We start from the raw sequence: 1,544 nt of genomic DNA, 5'->3' as shown, positions 1-1,544 counted from the left end.
AACAGGCCGCACTCAAAGGCCGAATACATGCCTGCACCCGACCAACCTGTCATCAATGTCAGAAAGCCCTTGCCACGCGGAGGCCGTCCATACATGCCACTGAGAATTTCCTCCATCTGAGATTAGAGTCCGGGCCTTGATTGAAGGACGGACTGATGAAGAGGAAGCGGTTTACGGAAGAGCAGATCATCGCGGTTCTGCGCGAGCATGAGGCGGGTGCGAAGGCGGGCGATCTTGCCCGCAAGCACGGGGTCTCGGAGGCGACGCTGTATAACTGGAAGGCCAAGTATGGCGGGATGGACGTCTCTGACGCCAAGCGGCTGAAGGCTCTGGAAGACGAGAACGCCAAGCTGAAGAAGTTGCTCGCCGACCAGATGCTCGAAGCCTCGGCACTGCGCGAGCTTCTGTCAAAAAAATGGTAGGGCCCGCCGCCAGCCGTCGCGCATCTGCAGGCCGTCATGGGCCTATCGGAGGGTCGGGCCTGTTCCTTTGTCTGCGCCGATCGCAAGATGATCCGCTACCAGTCTCGCCGACCGCCAGAGACGGAGCTGCGTGGTCGGCTGCGTGACCTCGCGAACGAGCGCCGACGCTTCGGCTACCGGCGGCTGTTTATTCTGCTCAGGCGCGAGGGCGAGGCATCTGGGATCAACCGTATCTACCGTCTCTATCGCGAGGAAGGTCTGACGGTGCGCAAGCGCCGGGCAAGACGGCGAGCAGTCGGCACGCGGGCGCCGATCCTGGTCGAGGCAAAGCCGAATGCGCGCTGGTCGCTGGATTTCGTCCATGACCAGTTCGCCTGCGGCCGGCGCTTCCGTGTGCTCAACATCGTCGACGACGTGACACGCGAATGTCTGGCCGCGATTCCGGACACCTCGATCTCCGGCCGTCGGGTTGCTCGCGAGCTGACGGAACTGATCGACCAGCGCGGCAAGCCAGGCATGATCGTCTCCGACCATGGCACCGAGTTCACCTCGAACGCCATCCTTGCATGGTCGAAGGATCACAGGATCGAATGGCACTACATCGCGCCGGGCAAGCCGATGCAGAACGGTTATGTCGAATCCTTCAACGGTCGCATGCGCGACGAGCTCTTGAACGAGAGCCTGTTCTTCGGCCTCGACCACGCCCGCAGCGCCATCGCCGAATGGCGGGAGGACTTAAATCCTGTTTCATAACACCCATCTGTCTATGTCGTTGAAGTGAACAGGTTTTGCTGATCGGGGCGCGATCCCGTGGGGTATTGTGGGTTTGCCGCGCGCGATGAACGATGCGTTGAGCCGCCGGTTCGCCAAGCGTTGATCGGCTGAAGATCCATGGACCATCCGGCAGAGGATGAACGCCTTCGATCTCGCCCGCCTCGGCGGCGAGCCTGAGGGTCTTCGGGGCAACGCCGAGAAGGCGCGCCGCCTTGTTCAGGTTAAGCCATGGCTCTTTGCCGTCGGCCGCTGGCCGGAAGACAGGGATCTTATGATGCGACCTGTGCGCGGTGACCCGTTCGCGGGTCCATCGATTGCCGTGGCCGGTCACCAGTCCATTGCGGTTGA

Annotated in this window: 1 protein-coding gene and 1 pseudogene; both read left to right on the top strand. The window is 61.8% G+C overall.

The annotated features are described in order from the left end of the window. Positions 1-155 precede the first annotated feature (155 nt). Positions 156-1,163: pseudogene (locus NKI54_RS36235) on the top strand (IS3 family transposase); the annotation flags it as partial. Positions 1,164-1,332: 169 nt separating this feature from the next. After that, positions 1,333-1,544 (top strand): hypothetical protein (locus NKI54_RS36230; RefSeq protein ID WP_352694636.1); only part of this gene is annotated, 212 nt, incomplete at its 3' end.

This window comes from Mesorhizobium sp. M0663, assembly GCF_040320585.1.
Classification (GTDB): Bacteria; Pseudomonadota; Alphaproteobacteria; order Rhizobiales; family Rhizobiaceae; genus Mesorhizobium.
This window is presented reverse-complemented; position numbering and strand designations above follow the sequence as displayed.